16 protein-coding genes are annotated in these 25,662 nt (G+C 58.3%); 10 read left to right on the top strand and 6 right to left on the bottom strand.

The window, feature by feature from the left end:
- Positions 1-157 precede the first annotated feature (157 nt).
- A complete protein-coding gene (locus BLT47_RS02415; RefSeq protein ID WP_074661257.1) occupies positions 158-1,570 on the bottom strand; it encodes an FAD-dependent oxidoreductase in 1,413 nt (470 codons plus the stop codon).
- A 53-nt stretch (positions 1,571-1,623) separates the two neighbouring features.
- On the opposite strand from BLT47_RS02415, the gene BLT47_RS02410 reads away from it, so the two are divergent.
- Both BLT47_RS02410 and BLT47_RS02405 read left to right on the top strand, forming a co-directional pair.
- Entirely contained in the window at positions 1,624-1,893 is a 270-nt protein-coding gene (locus tag BLT47_RS02410) for a DUF3017 domain-containing protein (RefSeq protein ID WP_049618863.1), read from the top strand.
- A gap of 228 nt (positions 1,894-2,121) precedes the next feature.
- Complete coding sequence (locus BLT47_RS02405) at positions 2,122-3,411, top strand: dicarboxylate/amino acid:cation symporter (RefSeq protein WP_049618862.1); 1,290 nt, start codon at positions 2,122-2,124, stop codon at positions 3,409-3,411.
- A 329-nt stretch (positions 3,412-3,740) separates the two neighbouring features.
- Here the strand turns inward: BLT47_RS02405 and BLT47_RS02400 are convergent, their stop codons facing one another.
- The gene (locus BLT47_RS02400; protein ID WP_074661254.1) at positions 3,741-6,107 is read right to left on the bottom strand and encodes a 6-phosphofructokinase; all 2,367 of its coding nucleotides are present in this window, start codon (positions 6,105-6,107) and stop codon (positions 3,741-3,743) included.
- A gap of 403 nt (positions 6,108-6,510) precedes the next feature.
- On the opposite strand from BLT47_RS02400, the gene pgi reads away from it, so the two are divergent.
- Positions 6,511-8,166 carry a glucose-6-phosphate isomerase gene (pgi, locus tag BLT47_RS02395; protein WP_074661250.1) on the top strand — a complete coding sequence of 552 codons (1,656 nt, stop codon included), beginning with the start codon at positions 6,511-6,513 and terminating at the stop codon, positions 8,164-8,166.
- A gap of 235 nt (positions 8,167-8,401) precedes the next feature.
- On the opposite strand, the gene BLT47_RS09280 is transcribed toward pgi, so the two are convergent.
- Positions 8,402-9,412 (bottom strand): IclR family transcriptional regulator, encoded by a 1,011-nt coding sequence (locus BLT47_RS09280; RefSeq protein WP_074661246.1) that lies wholly within the window; start codon positions 9,410-9,412, stop codon positions 8,402-8,404.
- A 352-nt stretch (positions 9,413-9,764) separates the two neighbouring features.
- Here BLT47_RS09280 and BLT47_RS02385 point away from each other — a divergent pair, with 352 nt between their 5' ends.
- The 3 genes from BLT47_RS02385 to BLT47_RS02375 all read left to right on the top strand — a co-directional run bounded on the left by BLT47_RS02385 (position 9,765) and on the right by BLT47_RS02375 (position 14,278).
- Complete coding sequence (locus BLT47_RS02385; protein WP_049618860.1) at positions 9,765-11,153, top strand: GntP family permease; 1,389 nt, start codon at positions 9,765-9,767, stop codon at positions 11,151-11,153.
- 84 nt (positions 11,154-11,237) lie between these two features.
- Positions 11,238-12,236 (top strand): dihydrodipicolinate synthase family protein, encoded by a 999-nt coding sequence (locus BLT47_RS02380; protein ID WP_176764473.1) that lies wholly within the window; start codon positions 11,238-11,240, stop codon positions 12,234-12,236.
- Between the two features lie 50 nt (positions 12,237-12,286).
- A complete protein-coding gene (locus BLT47_RS02375; protein WP_074661245.1) occupies positions 12,287-14,278 on the top strand; it encodes a YjhG/YagF family D-xylonate dehydratase in 1,992 nt (663 codons plus the stop codon).
- Positions 14,279-14,401: 123 nt separating this feature from the next.
- Here the strand turns inward: BLT47_RS02375 and BLT47_RS02370 are convergent, their stop codons facing one another.
- The 3 genes from BLT47_RS02370 to BLT47_RS02355 all read right to left on the bottom strand — a co-directional run bounded on the left by BLT47_RS02370 (position 14,402) and on the right by BLT47_RS02355 (position 17,639).
- Positions 14,402-15,265, bottom strand: a complete 864-nt coding sequence (locus tag BLT47_RS02370) for an amino acid ABC transporter ATP-binding protein (RefSeq protein WP_074661460.1) — start codon at positions 15,263-15,265, stop codon at positions 14,402-14,404.
- 284 nt (positions 15,266-15,549) lie between these two features.
- Positions 15,550-16,731 carry an amino acid ABC transporter permease gene (locus BLT47_RS02365; protein WP_083330014.1) on the bottom strand — a complete coding sequence of 394 codons (1,182 nt, stop codon included), beginning with the start codon at positions 16,729-16,731 and terminating at the stop codon, positions 15,550-15,552.
- Positions 16,731-17,639, bottom strand: a complete 909-nt coding sequence (locus BLT47_RS02355) for an ABC transporter substrate-binding protein (RefSeq protein ID WP_143021747.1) — start codon at positions 17,637-17,639, stop codon at positions 16,731-16,733. Before BLT47_RS02355 ends, BLT47_RS02365 begins: the two co-directional genes overlap by 1 nt.
- A 436-nt stretch (positions 17,640-18,075) precedes the next feature.
- On the opposite strand from BLT47_RS02355, the gene BLT47_RS02350 reads away from it, so the two are divergent.
- From BLT47_RS02350 to BLT47_RS02335, 4 genes are all read left to right on the top strand, one after another.
- The gene (locus BLT47_RS02350; protein WP_074661228.1) at positions 18,076-20,208 is read left to right on the top strand and encodes a beta-glucosidase; all 2,133 of its coding nucleotides are present in this window, start codon (positions 18,076-18,078) and stop codon (positions 20,206-20,208) included.
- A 1,053-nt stretch (positions 20,209-21,261) separates the two neighbouring features.
- On the top strand, positions 21,262-22,080 hold the full coding sequence (locus BLT47_RS02345; RefSeq protein ID WP_074661224.1) for a biotin--[acetyl-CoA-carboxylase] ligase: 819 nt from the start codon (positions 21,262-21,264) through the stop codon (positions 22,078-22,080).
- A complete protein-coding gene (locus BLT47_RS02340; protein ID WP_074661221.1) occupies positions 22,077-23,930 on the top strand; it encodes an ATP-binding protein in 1,854 nt (617 codons plus the stop codon). Before BLT47_RS02345 ends, BLT47_RS02340 begins: the two co-directional genes overlap by 4 nt.
- Positions 23,930-25,534, top strand: coding sequence for an acyl-CoA carboxylase subunit beta (locus BLT47_RS02335; protein WP_082159989.1), 1,605 nt, complete (start codon positions 23,930-23,932; stop codon positions 25,532-25,534). Before BLT47_RS02340 ends, BLT47_RS02335 begins: the two co-directional genes overlap by 1 nt.
- The last annotated feature ends 128 nt before the right edge of the window (positions 25,535-25,662 follow it).

Raw genomic sequence — 25,662 nt, 5'->3', positions numbered from 1 at the left:
CCAGCGATGGTACCTCGCATAGCCGGGAAAGCGGGCAGGAGATATACCCTTGCCCGCTCGGTGCAGACCTTGTTGCCCGGGGTAAGAATGCAGAGCCCCGGGGCTGTCCCGGCCTGCCCGGCTGCAAATATTTTGGCCGGGTGGCTACGCGCCGCTACTACTGGCGGGCGGCCGGCGGAACGGGGATACGCAACTGCCGGCGGGCGCGGGAAGTTTCCCGGGGTGAATCGACCGTAAGGACGGCTTGCGGGCGGCTCGGGTGGGCGGCGTCGTACCAGGTAAAGACCTGCCCGGTGGCGGTTTCGGTAACCGTTGGGGAAGAGGCGGCCGCGCTAATTTTCTCCCAGCTGCCCAGGAGCGCAATCTCGTGGCCAAACTGGGTGGAAAAAGCTTCCGGGGCGGGAAGCCACTCCGGGCCGGGCAAGCCGCAAATTGTGGCGGCCACGCGCTGCGCACTAGCAAGCGCAGACCGCCAATGCCCACCGAGAAGTAGTTCGCGGGTATCCATAAAATTGCGTGCGGCGTTACCAGTAACGGTACGAGTCGAGTTGTTGCCGGCGAAGGTACCTGCGGCGGTGCCGGTGCCGATGCGTGCGGGGTTGCTCGTACCGGGGAATGCGGGGTTGCTGGTACCGGGGAATGCGGGGTTGCCGGTGCTGGTATACGCGGTGTTGCGGGTAGCCAGGTCTGGAGTGTCACCTGGCACATTATCGGAAACTTCGCTGGCAACCTGGCGCGGCAAATACGTATCGCACGCGTCCCCGGCGGCGAAAAGACCGGGAATGGGATCGCCGTTCGGGGCGAGTACCCGGCCGCGCACATCTACCACCAGGGCACCGCGCGGCGAAAAGGCAACCGGCTCGCGCACAAAACCGAGCGCCGGACGCGAACCGCTAGCTTCCACCAACACGTCAGGTTCCGCAAAGGCAGGCTTGCCGCGCCACAGTTTTTGCGGATAGGCCTCCGGATGCCAGACCACGCCCGCCCGCGCACACCACCCTTGCCACAATTCGTCTACCTGCGCGCCCAGGTTCGCACCCAAAAAATGCCCGGAGCGGCCCCACAGCTCAACGTGCGCGCCAAAGGCCGCGATAGTGGCCGCAAGTTCGGTACCAAGCCAGCCCGAACCGGCAATATGTACCACGCTTTGCGGGGTGATCCGCGCCCGCAAACTGTGCGCATCACGCGCGGTATACAAAGGTAGAGCGTTAGGGAGGGTCATTAGCGGTTGTGTGCCCGAAGCAATAACGACGGCGTCCACGATTTCTTCCGGCGCAGCAGATTCAATATGCCACCGGTCTTCAAAACGTTCCAGCAACTCATCGTGGCGCCACACCCGATCCGCCGGATCGGAAATAACGGTGACGCCGAGCGCCGCGAAATCTCCCAGGCCGTCTGCGGCTAGCAGATGCGTAAAATCCGTGAACAGGTTTTTGGACAGTGGCGGGCGGTCATAGGGCGGGCATCGCTCCAGGTCCCAGGCCAAAATCTCTCCGGCAAAACCGTTTTCCCGCAATTCGGCGGCTGTGCGCAAGCCCGCAATCCCCGTGCCAATAATCCCGATACGCATGCTTCCAGGCTAGTCGTTTCCGGCGCTGGCTGGGGCACGCTAGGATGGCAGGCGTGAATATCCGGATGCCTTGCTTTGCTTACTACGTGGTTGTGGCGGTGTGGGTTGTGGCTTGTATCGGCGCGGCCTTCCTGTGGTCGGCCCGCTACGCGGTGTATGGCCTGGCTGCGGGGATGGTAGTAGGTGCAGTAGCCCGGGCTTTGGCTCCGGAAGGGGCGGTGGCACGCATACGTTCCCGGTGGCTAGACGTTGCCACCCTGCTGGCTTTCGCATTCGTACTGACCTTCTTGGCTCGTTTTGCGAGCACCCCGCCGGTGTTATAAGCGGGGCATGCTGCCGGTGTTTTAAGCGGGGCACGCTACCGGTGCTTCAGGCGGGGCACGTCGCTGGTGTTTTTAACTAGGGCACGCCGTGCGCGTGTCACGGTGTGAACACAAATCGCTTTTAAACGAAGATCGTGTAAGGATTCATACATCATTTTCGCGGTAAGGGGAGTGGCATAGCACAGTTAACCGCCTCCTTCCCGCGATCATTTATTAGCGGAGGATGGTATGGAAACACTCAAGAAATTGGGGATCTTGCCGTGGGTTATCTTGGCAATAATCCTTGGCATTGTGTGCGGAATGTTTTTCCCGGAAGGGCTCTCCCGCGTCTTCTACACCTTCAATGACGTTTTCGCCCTGTTCCTGAACTTCTGCATTCCCCTGATTATCGTGGGCCTGATTGTGCCGGCGATTGGGGATTTGGGGCGCGGTGCCGGATACTGGCTGTTCCTCACGGCCGTTATTGCGTACGCCTCTACCTTGTTCTCTGGTTTCCTCACCCTCTTCGTCTGCAACGCGCTGTACGACAAGGTGTTAGATCCGAATGCTTTCGCCGGATTGGGTGCAAGCACCGGTTCGGCAGAAGCCGCGCAAGATACGTTTAGCACCACGCCGGGCTATTTGCCCACCGAAGTATTGCAAATGCCGCCCGTTTTCTCGGTGATGACGGCGCTCATTTTGTCCTTCATTATGGGGATCGGCCTGGCTTTGGTACCGCGCGGGGTATTGCGCCGCGGTTTCCTCGAATTTAAGGAAATCATCAATGCGCTGATTTCCAAGATCATCATTCCCTTGCTGCCCTTGCATATTTTCGGGATTTTCCTGAATCTCACCGCGAGCGGTGCGGCCTTTAATGTGATGCGGGTGCTGCTCATCGTCGTCGTGATTGTGTTGGCGTTGGAAGTGGTAATCCTGCTGGCCCAGTTCATTGTGGCCGGGGTAGTGGACCGCAAGAATCCTTTCCGGGCACTGTGGAATATGAAGGACGCTTACCTGACGGCGCTGGGTACTTCTTCCTCTGCGGCTACGATTCCGGTGACCTTGCGGCAAACGTTGAAGAACGGGGTGCGCGAGCCGATCGCTAGCTTCGTAGTGCCATTGTGCGCCACGATTCACCTTTCGGGTTCGACGTCGAAGATCACGGCTTTTGCCATGGCGATTGCTTTCACGCAGGGGATGCCGATCACTACCGGGCAGTGGATTGCTTTCATTTGCATGCTCGGCATTATTATGATTGCCGCACCGGGCGTGCCGGGCGGGGCGATTATGGCATCGATCGGCATTATTACTTCCATGCTCGGCTTCAATGATGCCCAGGTGGGGCTCATGATTGCCACCTATATTGCGCTCGATTCCTTCGGTACCGCCACGAACGTGACCGGAGATGGCGCGATCGCCATGATTATGGACCGGATTGCCGGCAAGAAGATCGACGAGCGGGAAAAGCAAGAAAGCCCAATCGGCCAATACGAACCCTTCGATCCGGACGCCTACTTGGCAGAAGTCAAAGCACAATAAGAACAAACTGCGGGCGCGGCACAAACCCGTGCCGCGGCAGCCGACTCCCTCGACAACCGGTGTCCGGCGAAGCGGGTGTCCGGCGAAGCGGGTGTACGGCGAAGCGGGTGCCTCGGCAACCGGCGCACTTGTAGATAAATTAGGGCGCCCCGCACCAGGCAGGAACTAAACCTAGCCGGTGCGGGGCGCTCTATTGCGCTGAGGTAACGCGAGTTGGTAGTCAGCTACGCAGTTCATTGGCCGCGCAGTTGGTACCTGTGGTACCTGGCGCTTCCATATAGTTAGCGTTGGGTGGTGTTCGCGAACTTGTGCGCTCGTGTTAGTTGGCGCTAGTCCAGGTATTTGTCTGGGTATTTGCGGGTGTATAGATCTAGCGGTAGTTGTTCGCCCGCCCAGAAACGTTCTCCTACGGTGTAGAGCACCGGTAATACGCCCAACCACCACGGGTCATAGGGTAGGCGGGTTTCCATATTCATCTGCTCGTCCATGTGGAGGATCGGATGGGTTACAAATTCGCCGCGCACCTGCCCCACATAACGGGAAGCGAAACGGCCCGAATCGAATTGCCGGTCGATTTCGTCTAGGGCGGCGTCTACGAGTTTCACCGCGAGCGTCCGGTCATATGGGCTGGGTTCGCCGCCTTGTTGCTGGTGGCCAATAATATTGGCCCGCACATCGAAAAGATTGCCGCCTTCTTCTTCGAAAATATTAGCCAGGAGCTCAGTGGTGTAGTACTTGGAAGCGTTCTCATTGCGGATTACCAAGTAGAGGGTGCGGGTGCCGCTAAAGGAACGGATCATCCGCTGGCAATCATTAGTGAGCTGTTTGAGAGTAATACCCAGTTCGAAAAGGTATACCTGTTCGGCCCCGGTAGCGATCCCGCTCATCAAAGCCAAATACCCGGAGCGGCGTCCCATTACTTCCACCACGAAACACCGGTTGGTAGCCGAAGCCGATTCGCGAATTTTGTCGATTGCGCGCACATTAGTGTTCAGTGCCGAATCCGCTCCGATGGACAAATCTGCGCCCGGCAAATTGTTGTCAATCGTGGCCGGTACACACACGATCGGAATATTGAAAGCCGGGTAGCGATGCCGTTCCTGGGTAAGTGCCAAAGCTGCTTCGTAACCGGCCAGGCCGCCAATGAGAATAATCCCGTCAATCTGGTTTTTCTCAATCGACTGGGCAAGCGTGAAGTACTGGTCGATCGTGGGGATCGCGCGGCGCGTGCCCAAAGCAGCCCCGCCTAAACCAGCCCAAGAATCCACGTCCATCCAGTGCAGTTCGCGGACGTCTCCCGCAATCAAACCGGGGAATCCGCCTTCTACTCCCAACATGGTATAGCCGCGGTCAATGCCGAGCCGTACCGCCGCGCGCGCCGCCGGATTCATTCCGGGGGCCAGCCCGCCCACATGCATAATGGCCAGGCGCGGGCTACGCCCATCGGGCCGCGGTTTGGGGGCGGGGAAGGGCCGGGAGATCGCCGAGAAAATATTGAGCATCTGCTGGAACCCCTTGCCGCGGCTGGCCACTGCGGCGTCGTAATTACCAGCGGCAAGATCCTGCGCTACCTGTTGCGTGTTAGCTACCGCTTTAACCAGCGGCAAACGCTGCAGTTGGTTATTGCATACGCCGATAATGCAGGAGTCATCGCCGGCTTGCATCCCCATGAGTTCCACGGCGGCGGTGTAGCCAAGCAAAGTAGACATCCACCGGTCATAAGCGGAAGGAGTGCCACCGCGTTGCACGTGCCCGAGGGCGGTGATGCGCGGAGATTCGTGCAACCGGTCTTTGATTGCTTGTTGGATCCGTTGGGCCGTGATTTTTTCGCCGTGCCGATCCTCGCAACCTTCCGCCACAATAATGATCTGCGCGCGCCGCCCGGCTTGCCGGCCTTGGGTGAGACGGTTACACATGGCGTCTTCCCAACCGTCTTCCGGTGGATGTTCGGGAATAAACACGTAGTCGGCACCGCCACCCACGGCCGCTTGCAAAGCCAAATATCCGCACCGCCGGCCCATTACTTCCACGATGAAAGTGCGTTGGTGAGAAGCCGCGGTAGAAGTAATCGCATCAATCGCATCCAAAATACGGTGCAGGGCCGTATCCGTACCTACCGTAATATCTGAACCTACGAGGTCGTTATCAATCGAGCCGACCACGCCCACCACTTGCAGTTCCGGATATTTTGCGGCCTGTTCGCTCGTAATATCCCCGCTGGCTACCAGTTCTTCTAAATATTTTGGCCAGCGTTCGTGGAGTAGGTTGGCGCCGGTGAGTGAGCCATCCCCGCCGATCACTACCAGGTGGTCAATCCCTGCCTGTACAAAGTTTTTGACGGCAACGCGTTGGCCTTCCGGCTCCCGAAATTCGGAGGAACGCGCCGAACCAATCACGGTGCCGCCCTTTTCCAAGATGGAAGACATATCTCCCCACACCACGGGCTGGATGAAATCGCCACCGGCAATCGCCCCCTTCCAACCTTCGTGGATTACACAGGGCTGCCATTTATTTTGCAAAGAAGTACGTACTACCGCGCGCAACACAGCATTCATTCCGGGAGCATCGCCACCAGAGGTGAGAACGGCGAGCTTCGGACGGTCTGAGTGAACCAGGCCAGGGCCAGCTAGCTCTTCCGTAGAAGGCACATTTTGGCTTGAAGCACTCGCCTGCCTAATAGATTCAAGATTCGCCATGGGCTTCTCCTCACTTGTTTCTCCGATAATTCTTTCAAATGGGGGAAGATTTAGGCGGGATTTAAGCCCGCGATTCTTCAAACTTGGCTGCTATCTGCGGGTTTGCTGCATACTGCCGGTTTGCCGCGCGATCATTTTGGGGCGGGTAGTAGCTTTGCGGGTAGTAGCTTTGCGGGTAGCAGCTTTGCGGGTAGCAGGTGTAATTCGGGGCGGGTAGTGGGCGTCTGCTTTTTCGGGGGAGGGTAACAGCCGTTTGCGGGGCGATGAGCCGCTAGCGGGGCAGTATTTTCGGGGGCAGAAATGCGACCTGTCTGGCTGGCGCGCCTGCACAAAGCGGCCTATACCACAGTGCGCGGCGTTGGTTAGGATGGTTGTGTTACATACTCTTCAACGTGGAGGATTCATGCAGAAACCAATTGATCCCACGAGTACGGCCGCATGGGCGAAACTCGAAAAATTGTATGCGGATTTCCAGGTGGATTTCCGGAGCTGGTTTGCCGCTGATCCGCAACGGGCCAGCGAGTTCACGTATGAGGCGGGGAGCCTCAACGTAGATCTTTCGAAGTCTTATTTGACGGCGCCGGTGCGTGATGCCCTCCTAGAACTGGCCGCGGAAACCAAGGTGCTCGAACGCCGGGATGCTATGTATGCTGGCGCGCATATCAACACCACTGAAGACCGCGCGGTTTTGCATACGGCTTTGCGCCGCCCGGCCACCGATGAGCTCGTAGTAGATGGGCAAAACGTGGTGGCCGATGTGCATGAAGTGAAAGGCCGCATGTACGATTTTGCGCGCGCGGTCCGCTCGGGCGAATGGAAGGGCGTGACGGGTAAACCGATCCGCACCGTTATCAATATTGGGATCGGTGGTTCCGACCTTGGGCCGGTAATGGCCTATGAAGCACTTAAACCGTACGTAAAGGACGGTTTAGAATGCCGGTTTATTTCCAATATTGATCCCACCGATGTGGGGGAGAAGCTACGCGGCGTCGATCCAGAAACCGTGTTGTTTATCGTTGCCTCCAAAACCTTTACCACCCTGGAAACCCTTACGAATGCGCGCCAGGCACGTACCTGGTTGCTCCAGCAGTTGGCGGCGCGCGGGGTACAAAGTGCCGACGCCGTAGCTAAGCACTTTGTGGCGGTGTCCACCAATTTGGAGAAGGTATCCGAGTTCGGTATTTCGGTGGAGAATGCCTTCGGGTTCTGGGACTGGGTGGGCGGCCGCTACTCGGTAGACAGCGCGGTTGGCCTTTCCCTGGTGATTGCGATTGGCCCGGATAATTTCGACGATTTCCTGGCCGGTTTCCATGCGATCGATGAGCATTTCGCGCAGGCAGCACCGGAAAAGAACGTGCCCTTGCTGATGGGCTTGCTCAATGTGTGGTACGTGAACTTCTTCGGGGCGGCCACCCACGCCGTGCTCCCGTACTCGCAGTACCTGCACCGTTTCCCGGCCTATTTGCAGCAGCTCACCATGGAATCGAATGGCAAGCGGGTGCGCTGGGATGGCAGCCCGGTTACTACCGCAACTGGCGAAGTGTTCTGGGGCGAACCTGGTACTAATGGCCAGCATGCTTTCTACCAGCTGATCCACCAGGGCACGCAGCTTATCCCCGCAGATTTTATTGCTTTTGCCAACCCCACCTACGCTTTGCGGGATGGGGAAGCAGACCAGCATGAGCTGTTCCTCGGTAACTTCTTCGCCCAAACGAAGGCTTTGGCATTCGGAAAGACGGCCGATGAGGTACGGGCTGAAGGCACACCGGAAGAAATCGTGCCCGCCCGCGTGTTCCCGGGTAATAAGCCGACGGCGTCTATCATGGCGCCAGCACTCACGCCGGCAGTGCTCGGCCAGCTCATTGCCCTCTACGAACACATCACCTTCACTCAAGGCGTGGTATGGGGGATCGATTCCTTCGACCAGTGGGGTGTGGAACTGGGCAAACAAATGGCAATCGACCTGGCACCCGCTATTGCCGGAGATGAAGAGGCACTTGCGGCCCAAGATTCATCCACGCGCGCGCTGATTGCCTACTACCGCGAACACCGGCAGTAAAAACCCGCTGTGTGCGCAGCGCACGGTAGTACGAAAAAGTAAAAACATATATCTACGGCCCGGGCTGGGAATGCGTTTTCCCTGCCCGGGCCGTTTATTTTGTGGCGCTGCTAATTAGGCGCTAATTAGGTGCCTACTAAATAGGTACCTGCTAATTAGGCACCTGCTAATTAGATAGGGGCGCCGTTAGTTAGGCAATAGTTAGGCAAGACCGCGCGGTTACCTTCGCCTCGTTTTACTGCCCGCTGGTATTTACGATTTCGCGGATTTCCGCCACGTTTTCTTCTAAAACGTGGAGCGGCATGCGGAAGGCAATTGCTGAAACGCTGATCGCGCCGGCCAAATATTGACTACCCGGCGCGTAGTACGGCACGGCCAGGCAGTTGAGCCCGTTTTCGCTTTCCTCGCGATCCACCGCGTATTGCTGGGCGCGAATGATTTCTAGTTCTTTCCACAATTCCGGTACCGAGGTAATGGTATGGGCCGTGCGCCTCTCCAATTCGGGCGTGCTACCCGCGCTGAGTGCAGCCGGCCCACTTGCCACGCCGGTTTTGGTGGCGTGTGCGGGGGCAGCTGCGTGTGCTTTGCCGGTTACGGAGGCAGTGGGGCGCGCTTTGCCGGTTACGGCGGCGCCAGTATTCGGTGTATTCGGTGTACTCGGCGGAGTGAGGCCCAATATTTCGTAGAGGTCCGTGAGCGTGTGGGTTTTATAAGCGAGGAGGAGTTTGCCGACGGCGGTGGCATGGGCCGGGTTAGCGCCGCCCACTACCGAGGTTAGTTTTACAGCACGGCCCTGCGGTTCGGCCTTTGCTTGATAGATCACGCGGTTACCATCAAGTACCGCATAGTGCGCGGTCTCCCCGAACCGTGCCACCAAACGGTTCAGAATTGGTTGCACGCGCTGGGTAAGCGGCCGTGATTCGGCATAGGTAAAAGCGAGGCGCAAAAATTCGTCACTTATTTCGTAGCGTCCATGTGCAGAATTCGTTACCAGCTCGGATTTAACCAGCGAACTTAGGGAACGATGCACGGTGGATTTTGGGGCCGCCATAATTTCCGCCAGTTCTTCCAAACTGGCACCTTGGGGCCGGTGAGCGAGCACGATGAGGAGAGCCAAAACACGATCGGCACCCTTGAGTTTACTAAGGTCCGCGGAAACCAGTGGCTGGGAAACCAAAGGTTGGGTATGAGGCTGGGTATCGCCGTGATAATACGCGCTATCACCGTGTACAGTGTGCTGACTCATCGCTCTACTTCTTTCCTACAACGCTTGTTCTTGCCAGGCCCGGCAAACCAGCAGGCCCGGCAAACCGGTTTGCCTTTGGCGTGCGGCGGTGAGCCTGAGGCGTGCGGGCACATGCTGGCACACCGTCGTGCGGCCGTGGCTCCAAGCTTTCGGTTACTTGGAAGATACCGGAGTTTTGGGCCTTTTGGCTTAAAACCTGCCGAAAAATACTCAGAATTAAGCAAGATTCATTTTGCTAAAACGCGGTTCCGGTTGATGGAATGCACTTTTCTCGCTACCGTGAGGTTAAATTCAGATAGACGGACTGAAATTCGCACAACGTGAATTTACCGTATTTGATGGAAGGAGTCCAATGGCTGGAATTCTGACCCAGACATTGCCGCTTACCGCGGCGGTAGGCGCTGCGAGCAGTGCCTCTCCCACCCAGCTCATCGTGGCCGCGCTGGTGGGTGTTGCCCTCATTATCCTTTTGATTACCGCACTCAAAGTGCATCCCTTCCTCGCCCTGCTCTTCGGTTCCTTTGTGATGGCCCTAATCGCGGGCACGCCACTATTGGATGCCTTCTCCTCCTTCACCACAGGTTTGGGAAGCACCGTAGGCGGGGTAGGAGTACTCATCGTCCTCGGGTCCATGATCGGCGAACTACTGATACGTTCCGGTGGCGCCGATCAAATCGTAGAAACCATTATTGGGGCTACGGGAACCAAACGGCTCCCGTGGGCGATGGCCCTAATTGCCTTTATCATCGGCATCCCGCTCTTCTTCGAAGTGGGCGTGGTGCTCATGGTCCCGGTGATCATGCTGGTGGCGCGCCGCACGAAACAGCCACTCATGCTACTGGCCATGCCAGCGCTGGCCGGCCTAGTGTGTTTGCACTGCTTCGTGCCACCCCATCCGGGCCCGCTTATCGCCATCGACACCTTGGGCGCCAATATTGGCCTCACCTTGGGAATCGGCCTGATTATTGCCATCCCCACGGTGATTATCGCCGGCCCGCTGCTGGCTCGGCCCATGGCAAAACTCGTGCCCACGCACGTAACCGACGAACACCTCGAAGGCCACCAATCGGAAGTCGCACACAGCGAGCGGCCCAGTTTCTTCGCTTCCGTACTGATCGTGCTAATTCCCGTGGTCCTCATGCTCTTGCATTCGATCTTCGAGATCGTGGGCTGGGAATCGGACCTGGTGGCCTTCCTCGGCAAGCCGCTCGTGGCACTTTTGGTAGCCGTGCTCTACGGAATTATTGTGCTCGGCCTGGGCCGCGGGAAAAGCCTTTCTGAAGTTTCCGATATTATCGGCGGCTCCTTCGCCCCGATCGCTTCCGTCTTGCTCATCGTGGGTGCGGGCGGCGGCTTCAAGGAAACCCTGGTGGATTCCGGTATTGCCGACGTTATTGGCGGCTGGCTTTCCGGCCTGCCAATCTCCCCGCTGCTTGCCGCTTGGCTAGTAGCCGCTTTCATTCGCGTTGCCACCGGTAGCGCTACCGTTGCCACCATTACCGCGGCCGGTATCGTGGCACCACTTGCCGCCGGCATGGTCCCGGTGGAATTGGCCCTCATGGCGCTCGCGATCGGTGCCGGTTCCACTTTCCTTTCCCACGTGAACGACGCCGGTTTCTGGCTCGTGAAGGAATACTTCCACCTCAGCGTGGGCCAAACCTTCAAAACCTGGTCCGTGCAAACCTGCCTGGTTTCCGTACTCGGAATTGTGTGGATCCTGCTCATCAACGTCTTCGTCTAAGCGTGCGGGGCGGCGCGGACAATTGCTGAAAAACAATGCAGCGCTGAAATCCCCCATCACGCTTAGCTAGAGAAAGGAATAACTTTGACCTCTGCCCGTGCTTCCGCTACTACCGCTAAAAATCCTGCGGCCGCACCTGCGCTCCCGCAGCGAACAGTTCCCGCACCAAAATACTTGTGCCCGGTTATCACCCCGTTCCGCGAGGACGGGAGTATCGACGCCGATGCCTGCCGGACCCATTGGAATAAACTCTGCGCTTCCGGGTTGGACGGTATTTTACTGCTCGGTTCTATGGGAGAGTTTTTCGCCCTCGACGCCGCCCGCAAGCAAGAACTGATTCGCCTTGCCGGGGCAGAACTGACCGGGAAAACCCATCTCATGGTCGGAACCGGTGCTAATTCCGTAGCGCAAAGCGTGGAACTATCCCGCTATGCTTTTGACCATGGCGCCGATAGCGTGATCCTCATAGCCCCGTACTATATGCGGCTTTCCGAGGAAGATCTCTTCGCCCATTTTTCCCAGATCGCGCAGGCTTTAGCTGACAAACCCGTGTATCTATATAATTTCCCGGACCGTACTGGAAATCCTCTTACCGGGCCCCTAATCCGAAAGCTGGTAGAAAAACATCCGAATATTGTTGGCATCAAAGACACGATTTCGGATGTGGCGGGCACGCGCCAGCTAATTGCCGAAGTAAGCCCGTTAGCCCCGGATTTCATTTTCTATTCGGGAATGGACGAAAACTTCTTCCACAATGTGCTCGCGGGTGGGAATGGCTGCATTGCTGGGCTATCCAATGTGTTCCCCGAAGTATGCGCGGCCGGGGTTGCCACAATCCAGGAAAATGATCTTTCCCGGATCCGCAGTGTGCAGCGGATATTGGACGCAGCCTCGGCGCTGTACGGCGTCGTCACCTTCTTCCCGGCCGCGATCAAGGAAGCAACCCGGCAACGCGGGCTCGATATTTCCCCGCGTAGCGCGGCCACGAGCGCGCCACTTACGGAGGAGGCACGCACCCAAATCAGCGGCATACTCGCCCAGGTAGAAGCACTAATGGAAGCAGAAGGGATCGTTACCACCTGAAACTGAGAACCACAACCGCGAAGGATGCATAAGATTCAAAGGAGAATGATATGAGCAACCTACTAGATGAGATTTATCAACCCCGCGAACTGGAGTTTTACCACGTAGATACGCACGCGCCCGGGCCGAAAGGGCGCCTGCCACTGACCGCTAAACAACTGCGGGAAGCCCCTTCCGGGGTGCTGTTTTCGATGACCCAAGGTGTGGGGATGGGGTGGGACCCCGAGACGATCGGGCAAGACGACGTCATGATTATCTCCACGTTGGGTGGTATGCGCGGGGAAGATGGCACGCCTACCGCGCTGGGCCTACATACCGGGCATTTCGAATTGGGAATGCTGATCGAAGAAGCCGCCAATGAACTAAAACGGCAAGGGGATGTGCCCTACGCGGGATACACTTCCGATCCGTGCGATGGGCGCTCGCAGGGCACTATCGGCATGTTCGATTCCCTGCCTTACCGTAATGATGCGGCGATCGTGATGCGCCGAATTATTCGTTCCCTACCCACCCGGAAAGCGGTAATGGGTATTGCTTCTTGCGATAAGGGCTTGCCCGCCACCATGATGGCACTTGCTTCCCAGCACGATACGCCCACGATTTTGGTGCCGGGCGGGGCTACGCGCCAGCCTACGGTTGGGGAGGACCTCGGCACGATCCAAACCATTGGGATTCGCTATGCGGCCGGGGAGATTGATCTGGACTATGCGGCCCTGGAAGGGTGCCGGGCCTGCGCTTCCGGTGGCGGGGGCTGCCAGTTCTTGGGGACCGCCGCCACCTCCCAGGTAGTTGGTGAAGCTTTGGGGCTGGCCTTGCCACATTCGGCCCTGTGCGTTTCTGGCGAACCAATCTGGAAAGACCTCGGCACTGCTTCGGCGCGCGCCTTGCACCGTATGAAGGAACAAGGAATTTGCACGCGCGACATTATCACCGATAAGGCAATCGAAAATGCGATGATTATGCACGCCGCTTTTGGTGGGTCTACGAACTTGCTCTTGCATTTGACGGCGATTGCATATGAGGCGGGTTGCCGGGTACCAACCGTGGACGATTGGTCGCGGATCAATAAGATCGTGCCGCGAATTGTTTCGGTGTTGCCGATCGGCCCGGTTATGTTCCCCACAGGTGTGGTATTCCTGGCCGGCGGCGTGCCCGAAGCCATGCTCAAGATTCGCGAACTGGGGCTTTTGCATGAAGATGTGCTCACCGTTTCGGGGCAGACCCTGGGCGAAAACTTGGACTGGTGGGAAACTTCGGATCGGCGCCAGCAAGTACAGCAACGGTTGCGGGAAAAGAACCACACCGATCCGGGCGATGTGATTATGGATATCGAGGTAGCCAAGGAACGCGGCCTCACCTCCACGGTGACCTTCCCGAAGGGCAATATTTCCCCGGAAGGATCCGTGGTGAAATCCACCGCGATCGATCCGAGCGTAGTAGGGGAAGACGGCGTGTTCCGCCAAACTGGCCCGGCCCGCGTTTTCGCTTCCGAAAAGGCAGCGATCGCAGCCCTCAAGGACGGCAAGATCAAGGCGGGCGACGTTATGATCGTGGCCGGTGTGGGCCCGCGCGGTACCGGCATGGAAGAGACCTACCAGCTCACATCCGCGCTCAAACAGTTGCCTTACGGTAAGCATGTTTCGCTGATTACGGACGCCCGGTTCTCCGGGGTTTCCACCGGGGCCTGTTTCGGGCACGTGGGGCCCGAAGCTTTGGCAGGCGGCCCAATTGGCAAGATCCAAGATGGGGATCTGATCGAAATCGTGGTGGATACCGTGAACCTAGACGGTTCTCTCAATTTCGTGGGCAGTGCCGAAACCCCGCTTTCCTATGCAGAAGGTGCCCAGGTGTTAGCAAACCGGCCCTCGAATCCGGATCTGCAGCCCGATCCGGATCTGCCCGCAGATACGCGTTTGTGGTCCGTGCTGCAAGATGTTTCCGGTGGTATTTGGCGTGGTTGCGTGTACGACGTCGATAAAATCATCGAAACTTTGGAAGCGGGCAAGGCTGCACTCGCGCAAAAGGAAAACCCTGCTGCGTAGGCAAATGCCCGCGCGTCCCTAAGCAAATGCTCGCGTGGGTCGCGCGCCAGCGGGAATGCGGCCGGGGCGCGGAAGACACCCCTAAACAAATGCTCGCGTGGGTCGCGCGGGCCGCGCCGCGCGCTACAGGATTGAGGTGAAGAAATCCTGAGCGCGCGGTTCTTGCGGGTGGTCAATAACTTGTTCCGCGGCGCCCTGTTCCACAATGGAACCGGCATCCATAAACACCACGTTATCGGCCACCTCCCGCGCGAAACCAATTTCGTGGGTAACCACAACCATAGTCATCCCAGCCGCGGCCAAATCCTTCATCACGGCCAATACTTCGCCTACCAGTTCCGGATCGAGCGCGGAGGTCGGCTCATCAAAAAGCATGATTTCGGGTTCCATAGCCAAGGCCCGCGCGATCGCCACGCGCTGCTGCTGGCCGCCCGAAAGTTCGGAAGGATAGTGGTCTTGCCGGTCCGAAAGGCCCACCTGGGCCAAATAGTGCGCGGCTTTTTCGCGCGCTTGCGCGGCCGGCAAACCGGCCACTTGGGCCGGTGCTTCCGCCACGTTTTCCAAAGCCGTCATATGCGGGAATAAAATAAAACGCTGGAACACCATCCCCATGCGGGCCCGCTGCGCCGCCACCTCGGCGTCGGAACGTTTCTGCAACCACGTACCCGCCGCCGTAATCGCCCCTTGCCGTTTCGCGTTCCACAAAGCGAACCCTGTAGGGGCAGGCGATTCCGTCATCCCCTGCAACTCGCCATCTACGTAGATGCGGCCTGCCGAAATGTTTTCCAGCTGGTTCAAACACCGCAAAAGCGTGGACTTACCAGACCCAGAAGGCCCTAAAAGCACCAGCACTTCACCTTGCTGAACTTCCAAATTGATGCCCTTGAGTACATGCAAATCCCCAAAATACTTGTGGACGTCCACCACTTGCACCAGCGGGGTAGAGGCAGTATCGGGCGCGGTTGCTACCGGCGCAGCGGCGGGCACGGCACCGGGTACAGCGGTTTCGGGCGCGTTACCGGGTGTGTTGCCGGGCGCGTTACCGGGTACAGCGGTTTCGGGCGCGTTGCCGGGTGTGTTGCCGGGTGTGTTACTGGGCGCGTTACCGGGTGTGTTGCTGGGTGTGTTGCTGGGCGTGTTTCCGGGCGTATTCCCGGGGTCAGGTGCTTGCATTTCTTCTGCCTTGGTTTCCATCTGCGTCACCGTTCTTATGTATGCCGTTCTATAAAAATTCGTAACTATGTGTGGTAGCTCAGCGGTCCGCGCCGCGCCTAGGGCGTTACATCCAAAAATTGGGTACCGCGCGCCGTGGCCGCCCCGGCCCGGCCTTTGCCAGTGCCCGGCCCACCGCTAGCCAGGCCAGCACCATTTTCCGGCTCACCGCCAGTACCGGCAGCTTTCGCGGCGTTGGCGCGCGGGTTGTGCCCGCGTCCGAAATGTCGTTCCAAACGCGCTTGCCCCACCATGAGTACCGAGGTAATAGCCAAATACCAAATGGCGGCCACCATCAGGAAAGGAATCGGCAAATAGGTTTGCGAGCCCAGGTCCGTCGTCGTAAACGTAAGCTCCAAAGTGAAAGGCACCGCGACCACCAGGGAAGTGGTTTTGAGCATGGAAATCGTTTCATTTCCGGTGGGCGGAATAATAATACGCATAGCTTGCGGGAAAATAATCCGCCTGGTAATCGTGCGCGGAGTCATCCCCAAAGCGAGCGCGGCTTCCCGCTGGCCCGGGTCGATGGACTGGAAACCGGTACGAATAATCTCCGCTAGATAAGCACCCTCATTGAGCCCCAGGCCCAGCAGCGCAGAAACCAGCGGCGTGAAAACCTGGCTGGTTTCGAAAGTAATAAACTCTGGACCGAAGGGAATTCCCAGCGAAAAAGTGGAATACAGCGAGGGCAGCAAACCCCAGAAAATCAGCTGGGTATAAATAGGCGTACCCCGGAAGAACCAGATATACACCCAGGCCACCCCGCGCAAAAGCGGATTTGTGGACTGGCGCCACAGCGCCATCGTAAGCGCCAAAATAATGCCGATGACCATCGCGCCCACCGTCAGCAAAATCGTGAACAGCACCCCGCGCAAAATCCGCTTATCGAACAGGTAAGAAAAGACGAGATCCCAACGGAAAGCCTCATTTCCCACCAGCGCCGAAACCAGCATGGCCGCCAAAATCGCGATCACCACGCCCAGCACAATATTCGAAATCTTTAGGTGCGACTGCGGATGAATAAGATCCGGTTTACTGGCCGCTCCTGCGCTCGCGGTGGCCGCTCCTGCGCTCGCGGTGGCCGCTCCTGCGCTCGCGGTGGCCGCTCCTGCGCTCGCGGTGGCCGCTCCGGCGCTCGCGGTAGCCGCTACCGTGCTGTTCGCGCCGGCGTTTGCTTTGCCGTTCGCCGCGGCGGGCGCGGAAAGCGCGGAATTGGTTTCTTGTGAGTCGGTGGTGTGCATTAGTTGACCTCCGGGTTCAAAGTGGCGTGGGGTAGCGCAATTCCGCTGGCCCCGTAATAGGAAAGAATCTTTTCGAGTTCACCGGTATCGATGAGGTAGTTGAGGGCGTCTTCCACGGCCTGGGCTAATTCCGGATCATCTAGGGGAACGACGACGGCTTGCGGGGCCGAATCAAATTCCTCGCCAATATGTTCCAGTTTGCCTTCGGTGCGAACTACCGAATATCCGATTACCGGCGAATCGGCCAAGGTGGCATCGTATTGGCCGGAAGCAACCTTCACCGAGATTTGCGCTTGGCTTTGCATCGGCATGATCGTGATTTCCGGCTTGCCTTCCGCAGCGCACTGGGCACTGGTTTCCTTCAAGAAGTCATATTGCGAAGTGCCAGTTTGCACGCCGATGGTGAAGCCACACGGATCTTCCGGCGTGAACGCGGCCGGATTACCAGCTGCCACCGCCCACGAAGTCCCCGCTTGCGAATAGGCGATCATATTGAAAGATTGCAAGCGCTCTTTGGTTACCGTAAAGCCCGAAAGTCCGACGTCGAACTTGGTTCCGATTTGTGGCAGGAGCGCATCGAATTCCGTGTGCTGGGTGGTGCCATCGCGCAAGCCCATTACTTTCGCGAGTGCCCGGGTCAGGTCGATTTCGTACCCGGTGGGGGTTTGGCCGTCAGATTTGCGGTATTCGAGCGGGGGCCAGTTCGTGGAAGCTCCGTTTCGTAGCACCCCGCGCGCGCGAATATTTTCCGGAACTTGCGCGGCAATTTCCGGGACCGCTTCTATATGCGAAACGTCGTATCCGGTTTCCCCGGGATCATTATCGAAAGCGCTAACCGCGGGCGTACAGGCGCTTAGGCCAAAACATACGAGCGCCGCCATAGCAACCCGAGCTGGGGTGCGATTCACTGTTCCCTCCCTGTGTATATTCGCCGGCCGGAATTATCTGCCTGCCGGAATAATGGGTTATATGCCCTGCAAGTACCCCATCCGGCATGCGTTAAAAATGCACTATAGCGGATAATCATTCATTCTTGCTGCTAGTCTCGTGCGCTAGCCGTGCGAGAAAGCTCACCCGCCTTGCGCGCGGGGGAGGTGGCGGGGTGAAACCGGGCCGGGGCGGGGCAAGGGTAGAAGGCAGAGCTGGGGCGGGCCGGGGCGGGCCGGGGTGGGCCGGGGTAAGCGCAATACCGAAACGCGCGTGCTCACAAAAGACCGCGTACCGTGTGTCCCTAGCCACAATGCCCGCTGGGGGCGATAATGGAAAGCACCCGAAAGCTTCGGTTATTCGACGGTGAAACGGATGTTTTCAACGGCGAAGCCTCAATAACGGAGAGGAATAAACATGCACGAGTGGATGGATACCACAAAGACGCCCGATGAGCGCGCAAAAGCTCTCGTGGCCGCCATGACTCTCGAACAAAAAGCGCAACAGCTGGGCGGTAGCACTCCGACGCTAGATATTTACGATCTGGATATGACCGATCCGGATGCGGATCTCAACCAGATTGAGATTTTGCGGCATGTAGACGGTATAGAAGAGCTCGGGATTCCGTATTTCGCGGTTACTAACGGCCCGGTAGGCGTTGGGATGGGTGATGGCCAGCCCTCACCGCCGGCCACCGCTATGCCCTCTTCGATGGGTATTGCCGCTACATTCGATCCGGAAATTGCCTATGAATACGGCGACACCATGGGCCGCGAAGCTCACACGCTAGCCCAGCATGTGCTGGAAGCCCCGGGCGTGACCATGAACCGCGTGCCGATCGGCGGGCGCAACTTCGAATACTTCTCCGAAGATCCCTATCTCACCGGAGCTATGGGCGTGGAAGTAACCAAGGGTATTCAGGCTAATGAAGTAATTGCCATGCCCAAGCACTTCGTATTCAACGATCAGGAAAAGGAACGTTTCCGCTACGACGTGCGCGTGGACGAAGCCGTTGCCCACGAAATCTATTTGCTCCCCTTCGAAATGTGCGTCAAGGACGGTCATGCCGCTTCGATTATGGCCTCCTACCAGCGTTTCAACGGTACGTATGTGACCGATAGTTTCGAATTGCTCACCGGGGTGCTGCGCGAACAGTGGGGCTTTGAAGGATACGTACAGTCTGATTTTTGGGCCACGCGTTCTACCGCCGGCGGCCTGAATGCCGGTATGGATCACGAAATGCCCGATAACAAGTGGTACAACGCCGCAGCCCTGCAACGTATGCTCAAGGAACGCATCCTGGAAATCGAAACGATTGACCGGGCTTTGGTGCGCCGCTACCGCGTAATGTTCGCGCTGGGGATGTTCGATAAGCCGCGCCAGGTCGGAAAGATCGATCCGGAAATCGGGGGTCGTTTCGCGCGGCGCGCCGCCGGCCGGGTTATCACCCTCCTGAAGAACGACGCCGTTGCCGGCCAGCCACTGTTGCCACTGGCCCCCGAAGGCAAGATCCTCATCCTGGGTGTGGATAAATACGTGAACCATATTGCCAACTGCGGCGGTGGTTCTTCGCAGGTGGTTCCGCTCTACGAAGTCCCGCCGGTACCCGGCATGGAAGATGTTATTGCCGAACTGGGTGGCAGCGCCACCGTGGAATCCTTCGTGGTGGCAGCCGACATGTCCAACCTGGAAGAGGCTAAGCAAGCCGCGGCCGGGGCGGATACCGTCGTCGTTATGGCGGGCCTGGAAACCACCGAAGGTGGCGACCAAAGCAGCTTGAGCTTGCCGCTACGCCAAGACGAAATGCTTTTCGCGGTACTTGGCGTAAACCCGCGCACGGTACTCGTGCTCAAGGACGGCGATCCGGTGCTCACCCCGTGGCGGCGCCAAGTGCCGGCAATCCTCGAAGCCTTTAACCAGGGCCAAGAAGATGGCCACGCGGTAGCCGATGTGCTCTTCGGGAAGGTCAATCCTTCGGCCAAGCTCCCGATGACCTACCCCGAACGGGAAGAACACACGATTTACCACGGCCATCCGGAACGCTACCCGGGCGTTGTGGAAGCAGGTGGCTACCCGGTAATCCGCTACACGGAAGGCCGCCAAATCGGCTACCGGTGGTACCAAGCACAGGGCGTCAAGCCCGCCTTCCCCTTCGGTTTCGGTCTGTCTTACACCACCTTCGAACTTGACGATGTGGATGTTAATGCGGCCGGTGTGCGGGGCGGGAGGGATGCGTGCGGCCAAGTAACCGTGCAGTTCCTGCTCGAAAACACGGGCGAACGCGAAGGTGCCGAAGTGGTGCAGGTATACGCGGCAATCCCGGGCAAGGACCAGCCACCCAAGCGCCTCGTGGGCTTCAAACGCGTGAACCTGCAGCCGGGCGAAAGCCGCCGCGAAACCATCACCATCGATCTCGCCGCTTCCAACCACCCGCTGGGAGTGTGGGATCCGGCAGAAAAGAGCTTCGTGGTTCCCGAAGGTGAACCGATCGGCATTATGATCGGCAACTCCTCGGAGCACACGCCCTTCGGCGCAGAAATCATTTTGTAAAACGCTGCCGGCTGCCAGTTAGCAGCTAGCCAATCAGCAGCTAGATAGAAACCAGTAAGTGGGTCGCTGTTCGGTAACTGCCGAGTGGCGGCCCATTTTTTTTGGTTTCGACCAGGTTTTCTTGGCTTGGCAGGGCTTAGCGGGGTTCTGTACGGGTTTTCTAGCTTTGGCACGCGCGGTGAGAATCCGCGCGCCCGGTGAAAAAAAACAGTAAAAACTGCGGGATGCTTTACAGGGTGTCGCAAATGTGTATATAGCACGCTGAACTGGGCACATTGCCATCTGCGCGGGCGGTGCTGTGTACTATGTGGAACGCGCTAGGTACGGTGCCGCGTGCTTAGCGTGGCGGGCGGCGCCTCCTTGTGGCAGGAAACTGTCAAGAAAACATAGGGGAGGCGCCGCCCTTATTTGTGATAGAAGCGCGTCTGCCTTGCTGCCCGGGAAATTTTTTGTAAACCTGGCCGCCCGGGAAATGTGTTGTAAACCTGGCCGCCCGGAAAATAGGTAATAAACAACAATGCGGGCGGTAGTGGGCCTCACGAAGTATGTAAGCATCGCGCGGATGCGGTGCGTTTCTCGTTTTTCATGAACATTGCCCGGAAAGCCTTCCGGCCGGGCTCCCGGTAATCCGGAAATGGCGAGATGTGGGCAAAAGGTGGGGAATGTTCATTTTTACGACGCGCGTCGTAAAAATGAACGAGTGGCGATATCTGTCACAAATAAGGCAAGGGTCCGTGTTCGCCCCAAAATCTTAGGTTACGGTTGCGTAAAGTTACGGTCGAGTAACTTGGTGTAGGTGGCGGCGGGCGTGCATGGCTAAACAGCGCGAAATTCGGCCGGCTTCCAGCCGGAGCCCAACCCGCCAGCTCGGAAGCCAACCGGCTGGGAAACCTGCCCGGAAACCAACCGGCTGGGCAACCAGCTCGGAAGTCAACCGGCTGGGAAGCCAGCTCGGAAGTCAACCGGCTGGGAAGCCAGCTCGGAAACCAACTAGCTAGGAAAACTGGATAGTAGGAGCCAATAGGAAGCGGAGCCACTAGGAAGGAGGGGCCGGTGAAGGAGAAACCACTGCAGGAAGCAGCAGCGCAGTTTCCACAGCTCGCGCAGATTTCGCCGTGTGTATTACACGTGGAGCGCACGGGAAGCACACAAGACGATCTTGTGGCGCTATGGCAAGCCGGGGAAGTAGAACATGGCTGCGTGCTTATCGCTGATGATCAATCCGCAGGCCGCGGCCGGGTAGGCCGGCACTGGTATTCTGCGCCTGGCTCTTCGCTTCTAATTTCGATTGTGCTCGAAGTAAGTGAATCTTTGCGCACCCAAATCGGCTGGCTTACTTTGGCCGCTGCAGCCGCGGCCCGCCAAGCCTTGGCCCAGTTGGGCATCCCGGCCCTTATTTCCTGGCCTAATGACTTGGTGCTCCACCCGGGAGCGCCACGCAAACTTGGGGGCATCCTCGGAGAAATCGCCGGGGAAAAACCCGGCCGGATCGGCACCGTGGTAGGGGCAGGCATTAACTTGCAGATCGCACCCGCTAACCTGCCTACCCCGGTTTCCACTTCGGTGGTGGCAGAAAACCTCCCGGTTCCCAGCCGGGATGAACTTGCGGCCGCCTATCTGGCAGGCCTGCTAGCCCGGCTCGTACAACTAGAAGAAACAGGTAGCGCGCGGCAATCCGGCTTGCTCGCAGAGATCAATCAATATTGCGAAACCTTGCGGGAAGGTGTGGTGGTCAACCGGCCACGCGCCGAACCGGTATGCGGCCGCGGCGTAGAAGTCACAGAAAACGGCGGAATCGTTCTAGAAACAGAAAACGGACTGGTCACCGTTACGGCGGGCGAAGTTTCGATGATAGAGGGCATAATTCGGTGAAAATTGAAAAAATTCTTGTAGCGAACCGTTCGGAAATCGCCGAACGCGTGATTCGCACAGCGAAAGATATGGGAATTAAATCGGTAGCTGTCTATGCCGATGCGGATCGGGAAGCCCGGTTCACGGATATGGCAGATTCCGCGTATGCCCTGCACGGCACCACATACGCGGAAACCTATATGAACGCGCAAAAAATTATTGACGTGGCTCTGCGTTCCCATGCCGATGCCATACACCCGGGCTATGGTTTCCTTTCCGAATCCCCAGATTTTGCGCAAGCCGTAATGGACGCGGGGTTACGCTGGATTGGCCCCAGCCCCTCGGCTTTGGCTCGCTTGGGCGATAAAATCCAGGCGCGCCGGCTCGCCGAATCGGTAGGCGTTTCTCCGGTACCCGGTATCTCCGAACCGGTTTCCAGCCGCGCGGCCGTAGACGAATTCGTAGCGCGTTTCGGTTTCCCGATCGTCACCAAACAGACCGACGGCGGGGGCGGGCGCGGAATTACCGTGCACGAAAGCCCGGCCGATCTAGACCGCTTCTTCGCTATTCACGGCGACGACCTAGGCCAATTCTTCGTAGAACGGTTTATCCGCAGCGCCCGCCATATTGAGTCTCAATCGGCACGCGATTCGCACGGCAATTTCGAAGTAATCTCCACCCGCGATTGTTCGGTGCAAAGAAGAAACCAAAAGCTAATTGAAGAAGCCCCGGCCCCGGCCATGCCCGGCAAATCCGAAGCTATTATTCGCGAATGGTCGCGCCGCCTGTTCGACGCCGTCGACTTCGTAGGCCTGGGCACCTGCGAATTTTTGGTAGAACCAGACGGCCGCGTAAATTTCCTCGAAGTCAATCCGCGCCTGCAAGTAGAACACACCGTTTCGGAAGAAGTTACCGGGATTGATCTGGTGCGCGAACAAATCCGCATCGCCGCCGGGCACCGGCTCACTCCGGTCCCTGCCCCGCGCGCCCACTCCTTCGAATTCCGTATCACTTGCGAAGATCCGGCCACCGGCATGGTTCCCACCACCGGGACGATCAAAAAACTGCGGTGGCCGGCCGGGCACGGCGTGCGCGTGGAATCCGGAATCGAAGAAGGCGATGTGATTGGCGCCGGTTTCGATCCCATGCTCGCCAAGCTGATTGTTACCGCCCCGGACCGCGAGCAAGCCATTGCCCGCTCCCATCGCGTGATTTCCGAGGTCGAGATCTCCGGTATCGCCACCCCGCTCGCCATGTACGACGCCGTTATCGGGATGCCGGAATTTAGCCCGCACGTACCTTCCACGCGCTGGTTTGAAGATACGGTATTGCCGAACTACCAAGCTTCGGCCGCAGAAGAAACGGGCCCGGCAGGCGCCGGCCCTGAAACCGGTGTTATGGGGCAAGGCACACCAGCCACTGCGCCCGGCACAGAAAATAGCGGAGAACTTGAAGAACTCCACAGTTTTGTGATCGAGGTAAATGGCCGGCGCATGCGCCTTTCCCTGCCCACTTCGCTGGTACGCACGGGTGGGAATGCGGCTCGCCGAGCTTTGCAACCGCGGCGCGCAACTTCGGCAGCGCGTTCCGCGTTGGCCACAAACGCCCAGCTCATGGACGCACAAGGCACGGTAAATTCGCCGATTCAGGCAATCGTGGTGCGGTGCGTGGTAAAGCCCGGGGATGAAGTTTCCGAAGGCGATCTGTTGGTCGTTCTCGAATCAATGAAGATGGAAAGCTACGTGAACGCCCCGTGCAGCGGGACGATCACGGAAGTGAAGGTGGAAGCCGGGCAAAATGTTGCGGCCTACCAGCCGTTGCTGCGCATCGACGCCGCCGGCACGGGCCAAACCCCGGGTGAGGAGAAATAGTGTCACTAACAGATTTGCGCTCGATTCACGAGTGGCAGACCGTTGATAACACGGCACGCGATATTGACCGCGAAGGGTTTGCGGATTATCAGGCCGCGCTAGCCGAAAAAGCAGAAGAAAAGGCCCGCAGCCGCCAACACAAACAGAAGAAAAATACGGCGCGGGAACGGATCGCCATGTTCTGCGATCCGGGATCCTTCCAAGAAATTGGCCGTTTCGCCGGCGGCAATATGGCCAAGGGCTACTCCGGTTCGGCCGTGGTTACCGGTATCGGTACCGTGGATGGAGCGCGGGTCGCCGTGTATGCGCAAGACTTTTCGGTTTCCGGGGGCACCCTGGGCGAAACCGAGGGCCACAAAATCGTGGCCCTCATGGAGAAAGCCTTGGAATTGCGGATCCCTATCGTCTCCATGCTCGATTCGGGTGGGGCGCGGATTCAAGACGGCGTCGTCGCCCTTTCCCAATACGGACGCATCTTTAAGAAAACGATCGAAGCATCCGGCGTAGTACCCCAAATTTCGTGCATTTTGGGACCGTGCGCGGGAGGTGCCGTATACGGCCCGGCACTTACCGACTTTGTGGTGATGACCCGCGATAACGCACACATGTTCGTGACCGGCCCGGACGTGGTGAAAGCAACCACCGGGGAAGACGTTTCCTTCGACGAACTGGGCGGGGCACAACTGCATTCCTTCCAGTCCGGAGTGGCCCACTACCTGGCAGAAGACGAAGAAGATGCGCTCGATTACACGCGTACGCTCCTGCGCTATCTGCCCGCCCACTGCAACGCGCCCACCCCGAAATGGGACTATGTGGAAGGCCCGGAAGACGCCGCGGCCGCCCGCGAACTATCCAGCCTGGTACCCCAATCCTCAAAACACTCCTATGACATGGTGGACGTAATTGGGCACATCGTGGACTACGGCGAGTTCGTGCAAGTACAAGAATGCTTCGCCCCGAATATTGTGGTGGGTTTTGCGGCCCTGGACGGCCAGTCCGTGGGGATCGTTGCCAACCAGCCGCTGTGCGATGCGGGCACGCTAGATGTTGACGCTTCCGAAAAGGCGGGCCGCTTCGTCCAGTTCTGCGATGCCTTCAACGTTCCAATTGTCACCCTGGTGGACGTGCCCGGTTACCGGCCCGGCACCGCCCAGGAACAGTCCGGCATTATTCGCCGCGGAGCAAAACTGATTTGGTCGTACGCAAATGCGACGACGCCGCTCGTCACCGTTATTTTGCGGAAAGCCTACGGTGGCGCCTACATCGTGATGGGTTCAAAATCTTTGGGCGGCGATTTTAATTTCTCCTGGCCCGGTGCAGAAATCGCGGTGCTAGGAGCGGAAGGCGCGGTGGCTATTACCGGCCGCAAGCGCCTACGGGAAGCAGAAGAGAACGGAGAAGATGTAGAAGCGGTACGTCAGGAACTGGCCGCGCAGTACACGCGGGAAAACGTGAATCCCTTCCTTTCGGTGGAACGTGGCGAACTCGACGCGATCATCACCCCGGAAACAACAAGGGAAACGCTCGTGGAATCGCTGCGTATCTTGCGCACTAAGGACCGCCAGCATACGGGCCGGCGCCGGCACGGGAATATTCCCATGTAGGCCGAAGGAAGGCCAGCGCCAGCGAGCAAAGAAAGGCCGCCACCGGCTGGCGAAAAAATCACGCTGCACAGAATTCCGCCCTGTTTCTCGCAGTCACGTCACCGCTAACTAGCAGACGTGTGGGGGAA

Origin of the sequence: Actinobaculum suis (assembly GCF_900102025.1) — a bacterium.
In the GTDB taxonomy this organism is placed as follows: Bacteria; Actinomycetota; Actinomycetes; order Actinomycetales; family Actinomycetaceae; genus Actinobaculum; species Actinobaculum suis.
The sequence above is the reverse complement of the archived record's forward strand: the minus strand, read 5'-3'. Positions and strand labels throughout refer to the sequence as shown.